This window comes from Microcystis sp. LE19-41.2A (genome assembly GCF_027530405.1).
Lineage (GTDB): Bacteria > Cyanobacteriota > Cyanobacteriia > Cyanobacteriales > Microcystaceae > Microcystis > Microcystis aeruginosa.
The window spans coordinates 1-5,460 of record NZ_JAPZQJ010000094.1; the positions used below are offsets into that span (position 1 = coordinate 1).

Annotated in this window: 6 protein-coding genes; 4 read left to right on the top strand and 2 right to left on the bottom strand. The window is 46.2% G+C overall.

Features of this window, described 5'->3' with window-relative positions; all coding sequences use genetic code 11:
* Positions 1–274 precede the first annotated feature (274 nt).
* Both O9290_RS04055 and O9290_RS04060 read right to left on the bottom strand, forming a co-directional pair.
* The gene (locus O9290_RS04055) at positions 275–2,662 is read right to left on the bottom strand and encodes an ATP-dependent Clp protease ATP-binding subunit (RefSeq protein ID WP_002756981.1); all 2,388 of its coding nucleotides are present in this window, start codon (positions 2,660–2,662) and stop codon (positions 275–277) included.
* Positions 2,663–2,807: 145 nt separating this feature from the next.
* Entirely contained in the window at positions 2,808–3,125 is a 318-nt protein-coding gene (locus O9290_RS04060) for a hypothetical protein (protein ID WP_043998815.1), read from the bottom strand.
* On the opposite strand from O9290_RS04060, the gene O9290_RS04065 reads away from it, so the two are divergent.
* The 4 genes from O9290_RS04065 to O9290_RS04080 are packed head-to-tail and all read left to right on the top strand — an operon-like array spanning position 3,124 to position 4,207.
* Positions 3,124–3,300, top strand: a complete 177-nt coding sequence (locus O9290_RS04065) for a hypothetical protein (RefSeq protein ID WP_157221775.1) — start codon at positions 3,124–3,126, stop codon at positions 3,298–3,300. The two genes, O9290_RS04060 and O9290_RS04065, sit on opposite strands and share 2 nt — an antisense overlap.
* The gene (locus tag O9290_RS04070) at positions 3,297–3,581 is read left to right on the top strand and encodes a helix-turn-helix domain-containing protein (RefSeq protein WP_288086738.1); all 285 of its coding nucleotides are present in this window, start codon (positions 3,297–3,299) and stop codon (positions 3,579–3,581) included. Before O9290_RS04065 ends, O9290_RS04070 begins: the two co-directional genes overlap by 4 nt.
* Positions 3,582–3,610: 29 nt before the next feature.
* Entirely contained in the window at positions 3,611–3,940 is a 330-nt protein-coding gene (locus O9290_RS04075) for a DUF6883 domain-containing protein (protein WP_288058670.1), read from the top strand.
* A 6-nt stretch (positions 3,941–3,946) separates the two neighbouring features.
* Complete coding sequence (locus O9290_RS04080; RefSeq protein ID WP_002799126.1) at positions 3,947–4,207, top strand: DUF4926 domain-containing protein; 261 nt, start codon at positions 3,947–3,949, stop codon at positions 4,205–4,207.
* Positions 4,208–5,460: the final 1,253 nt, after the last annotated feature.

The following is a 5,460-nucleotide window of genomic DNA, read 5'->3' on the forward strand; positions in this document are numbered from 1 at the left end:
GATATGGGAGTGATCAGGGGGAAATTCAGCTACTTTTTCCCTGAAAATTAGGTAATTGACCCCCTCAAAATCGGTAAAACCCCACACCCCACACCCTACACCCTACACCCTGCTTCTAGGAAAAACTTTTTCAGCAGACCCTATTTAATCCTAGTTCAGATTCTTGACTTTCGTAGCGAGATGATTCCCGCTCCCCTAGAAGTTATTTTTCCTAGATGATAAAAATCGGGGTTGAAAAATGTTCAACCCCGAAAAAAAGCAATTTTTGAGCGGATTAACCCACTGGTTGTAACTGTAATTGCGAGAGAATATTGTTCTGCTCGGAGCGCCGATGACTAGAGACTGTCACCACGGTTTCAGCAGTTACATCTAATAGCGCATGGTCTCCAGAATTGACTTTTCCCGATAACATCGCCTCGGCTAAACTATCCTCTAAGCGTCGAGTTAAAGCACGACGTAAAGGCCGCGCACCGTAGCTAGGATCATAACCCTCATTGATGACCAAATCCTTAAAAGCGGCGGTAACTTCCACAGAAATACCTTTTTCTGTCAATTGTTTGGCTAGATCTGCGATAAGAATATCGGCAATCTGGGTAACTTCTTCGCGAGTTAACTGTCGGAAAACAATGATTTCATCGAGACGGTTGAGAAATTCGGGACGGAAATATTGTTTTAACTCCTCTGTCACCCGATTAGAAATCTGTTGGTAACGCGATTGAGCAAAATCGTCAGCCATCTCGAATCCTAAGCTATTACCGCCTTTTTCGATGACTTTTGAGCCAATATTCGAGGTCATGATAATTAGGGTATTCTTAAAGTCCACCCGACGACCTTGGGAATCGGTCAAATGACCATCTTCTAACAGTTGCAGGAGAAGATTAAAAACATCGGGATGTGCTTTCTCGATTTCGTCAAACAAAACTACTTTATAGGGTTGACGACGCACTGCTTCCGTTAACTGACCGCCTTCATTGTAACCGATGTATCCGGGAGGCGCACCAATTAACTTAGAAACCGTGTGGGATTCCATAAATTCCGACATATCTAGGCGAATCATACTGGATTCCGAGCCAAAGAGCAACTTAGCTAAGGCTTTCGTTAATTCAGTTTTACCGACTCCCGTGGGACCGGCAAAAATAAACGAGGCAATCGGACGATTAGGATTCTTTAAATTTACTCGCGCTCGACGAATAGCACGAGAAACGGCATTCACTGCCTCCTGTTGGCCAATAATCCGCTCGTGCAGTTGACATTCCAGATTTAAGAGCGATTCTGACTCAGTTTCAGTTAATTGGGTAACGGGAATACCTGTCCAAGCGGCGACAATTTGGGCGATTTCCTCCGCATCCACCACCGGAATTAAAGATTCGGGGTTGATTAGGGGTGATTCTTCCCTAACCTCCGCAGGACTTGTACTTTGCAGGGAATAGCGTAGATGGGTGCGGGATCCCGCTTCATCGAGAAGATCGATCGCTTTGTCCGGTAAAAAGCGATCATTGATATAGCGAGAGGATAGATTAACGGCAGCTTCGATCGCTTTTTGATCGTATTTTACCTGATGGAAATCCTCGTAGGTGGCTTTTAAACCCCGTAAAATCTCGATCGCCTGCTCTTTAGTTGGTTCTCCCACCATAACTGGCTGAAAACGTCTTTCTAGAGCCGCATCTCGCTCAATATGCCGTTTATACTCATCGAGAGTTGTTGCCCCTAAACACTGTAACTCCCCGCGAGCTAAAGCAGGTTTAAGCAAGTTAGAAGCATCCATGGCTCCTCCCATGCTACCAGCACCGACAAGAGTGTGAATTTCATCGATAAACAGGATAATATTGCCCGATTTGCGAACTTCCTCCACAACACCCTTTAAACGTTCCTCAAAATCGCCGCGAAAACGGGTTCCCGCCAGTAAAGACCCCATATCGAGGGCAATTACCTGTTTATCCTGCAAAAGTTCGGGAATATCGCCATTATGGATGCGTTGTGCTAACCCTTCAGCGATCGCTGTTTTGCCCACCCCCGGCTCACCCAGTAAAATCGGGTTATTCTTGCTGCGACGGCCTAAAATTTGGACAACTCGCTCGATTTCTGGCTCTCTACCGATTAAAGGGTCAATTTTGCCATTTTTGACCTCTTGGTTTAAATTGCGACCATATTGGGCTAAAATCCCGCCTTGGGGAGCATTTTTCTGGTCTTCATAGTCACTCTTTGCCGTGAAGCGACCACTAGCGACTTTTTCCCCGGCATTTTTAATTAAAAGGCCGCGAAGTTTGATCAAATCAACACCCTGCATAATTAAAATTTTAGCGGCTAGGGATTCGGGATCGCTGGTGATAGCGAGTAATAGATGTTCAGGTGCGATCGCCTGTTCCCCTAATTGTCGAGCTTCCTGAAATGCTTGCTCGAACATCTTTTTCGCTTTCGGGGTAAAAGGGATATTAACGGGACTGTAACCGGTGCCGCGGCCGGTCATTCCTTCAATCAGGCGGCGACTTTCGTGCAGGGTAACTTTTAAATCCTTGAGAATTAAGGCTGCGGTGGCGGTGGCTTCTCCTATCAATCCTAAGAGCAAATGCTCCGTACCCACGACACTGTGACCGGTACGACGGGCTTCTTCTTGGGCGAACATCACCGCTTTGATAGCTTTCTGGTTAAAGTATTCAAACATGATCGACGGCTTCCTGGCTACTGGGCTTTACCTGTTACTGTAACGTTTTCTTTACATTAGCCGGAAGGGTGATATCCGTATCAGTAGGGTGGGTTAGTCAGTGGTGAGCTTGGGCGATGCTTAAAATCCTTAACAAAAATTAAGGCTACTGGGAGTTATAACTTGACCCCCTGTGCAACTGTCGCTCTACAAAACTAATGCAAAAATGATAATTATTGATGTACCATATAAGGTACGATAACTGAGAAGGTAAGGATTGAAAAGGCTGCCAGCCAAGTTTTTTCGAGCCGAAGGTGGGTCGGAGCCAGTCAAAGATTGGTGGAAAACTCTCAGCCGTGAAGATTGCCGGATTATTGGCAGCGATATCAAGGACGTAGAGTTTAGCTTTCCCATCGGCTGCCCCTGTGCCGTTCACTTTCCGGTTATCAAGACTTATGGGAGGTGCGGAGTAGGGGCAATTCATGAATTGCCCCTACGGGCAGACGCATCACGCGGGTCATCTTTTACATCAGCCGAGGGGAGATGATTCTGCCGCACGGCAACATCGGCGAAGTCCCAAAAACCCCAAAACGGGAAATCTAGTAGGGGCGAACGGCCGTTCGCCCCTACTAGCGCAAGAAGGAACAGGAAAAATATGACCGCTAACCCCCATACTGGCTCCGATTTCGATGATTTTCTCAAAGAAGAAGGTCTTGAGGAGGACTGTAGTGCGGTGGCACTCAAACGGTTACTGGCGCGGCAGTTGGCTGAGGAGATGAAACGGCTCTCTCTGACCAAAACGGAGATGGCGGCGCGGATGCAGACCAGTCGGGCGCAACTTGACCGCCTCCTCGACCCGGAAAAGACGGGCGTTTCCCTCGATACTATCCAACGGGCGGCTTCTGTGGTGGGCTGCCAATTGCGAATCGAGTTGCTCTGAGGGAAGTCAGAAAGTTCGGAGTGCCGCAGATGAAATTACCCAACGGGGAACTGGCAGAAATCTCGATGGAAAAACTGATTGGCTATTGCTTAAATCCAGAACATTCCAGAGGAAAAAATCAAGCCAGAGTCTTTCGCTCTCGTCTGGGAATAACTGCCGAGAACGCTGAGGTTTTGCGATCGCTCATCTCACAGGCTGCCCTGGAGGGGGAAGTTGTGCAACAAGCGGTCACGGAATTCGGCCAGCAGTTTAAAGTGGATTGGACGATACCAGAACGGGAAGAAACACAACTGCGAACTATCTGGGAAATCAGCTTAATTAATCCCAACCCTCGCCTAATTTCTGCCTTTATCAAGTGAAGTACCATGAAAGACATCAAACTCTTAGATACGGTTGCCATCCTCAACTCCGTCCCTCGGGAGCGATTGACTTTAGTTGAATTAGATTATGAAGCTGTCCCCAGCTTGCCAAGCGGACAGGTGGGAACAGTGGTTGAGGTGTATGAAAAAGGTTCGCGCTATCAATATTTAGTGGAATTTTCTGACAGTCAGGGGCGGGAATATGCGATGGCTATTCTGCCAGGCGATGAGCTTCTGGTCTTGCATTATGAACTGGAGGTGGCGTGAATTCTGCTTAACGGAAAACGCTATGGCTCAAGTAGCGGTTAGCGAAATTTTGAACCCTATTATCGAATCTGACACACCGCGCCACCATCCCTCACGGAAGGCGATAGGTCGCCTGAGAAGCAGTAAAACAGGGGAAAATACCTGAAACTCTTTCCCCTGTGAATCCCTAAGCTAGGGAGAAGAATATAAAGATTTATTAAATTGTAGCTTTTGATACAGTTATGGGGGGGGAGTGTGTATTCTTCTGCTATCTCCCTTTGGTGTTGGGTTGGGGTGTTGCTTTACCTAGCTACGAAGAAGCGCTCGCACTACCCGCAATTTCAACAATGGCATGGGCAAGGATGCGCGAGTCTATCTCGATTCGATAGAAACACTACTAAAAAGATTAATATTCATTATGGGTTGGAGAAATTCACTTTTACTAACATTGTTGATTTGGGTTGTTCTTGGACCTCTTGGATTCTTAGTGACAGCACTTTGGGCAGCAATTGATTCCCATAGAATAGAAATTCATAAGTATAAAATTACAGGATCATTCGTACCCTCATTTAGTAATTCATGGTCAGTTTTTTTGTTTGTATTGCTCCTTTGGGTGTATTGTTTTCCTGCCTATTTGATTATTAGAGGAAAGATTCTTAAAGGAATTATACCTTTAAGAAACGAAGACGAATAAGGCTACTAATGAATCCAGACTAACTCCCCTCTCCTGCTCCCAGAGGGGTTGGGGGAGAGGTCAAATCATCAAACCATTATCTATCAACGAGTTGCTCATCGCCAAGAAATTTATAAAATTTTCCCTTAGTGCGATCACATGATCTTGTATGGTATTTTCTTCAAACGCAAACTTAAACCTTCCCAATCTACCGAAAAAGAAACCACAAAAGCCAGCTAAATTGTTTCTAAAAATACCATAAATGCCCCTTCATTCAGTCAGACCAAGTTTAGAGTAAAACTCGTAGGTTGGGTTGACCCAAGGAAACCCAACAACTTCCAGGAATATTTTCACAATCTTGGTTGGGTTTCGCCTTTTGATCCGATTGGTAATACCTGCTCAATAATGATAGCTCAATCCAACCCAGGGCTAGAGCGTCTGAGGGAATGCTAGATTTGACCTTGACATCCTCGCCGCCGTAAAACGGACGGCGATTCCCAAACCTCACGATTTAGGTTTCTGCTTCTTTCCCTTGCGGGGTTCCGCACCTGCCTTAACAGATTTACTCTGTTCTGGTCTTATGGTCGCTCTACAGACTGAC

Excerpts from the sequence above, each read along its gene's own strand:
- O9290_RS04060 (WP_043998815.1), bottom strand. The coding sequence starts at position 3,125 with ATGAATTGCCCCTACTCCGCACCTCCCATAAGTCTTGATAACCGGAAA.
- O9290_RS04065 (WP_157221775.1), top strand. The coding sequence starts at position 3,124 with ATGAATTGCCCCTACGGGCAGACGCATCACGCGGGTCATCTTTTACAT.
- O9290_RS04080 (WP_002799126.1), top strand. The coding sequence starts at position 3,947 with ATGAAAGACATCAAACTCTTAGATACGGTTGCCATCCTCAACTCCGTC.
- O9290_RS04070 (WP_288086738.1), top strand. The coding sequence starts at position 3,297 with ATGACCGCTAACCCCCATACTGGCTCCGATTTCGATGATTTTCTCAAA.
- O9290_RS04055 (WP_002756981.1), bottom strand. The coding sequence starts at position 2,662 with ATGTTTGAATACTTTAACCAGAAAGCTATCAAAGCGGTGATGTTCGCC.
- O9290_RS04075 (WP_288058670.1), top strand. The coding sequence starts at position 3,611 with ATGAAATTACCCAACGGGGAACTGGCAGAAATCTCGATGGAAAAACTG.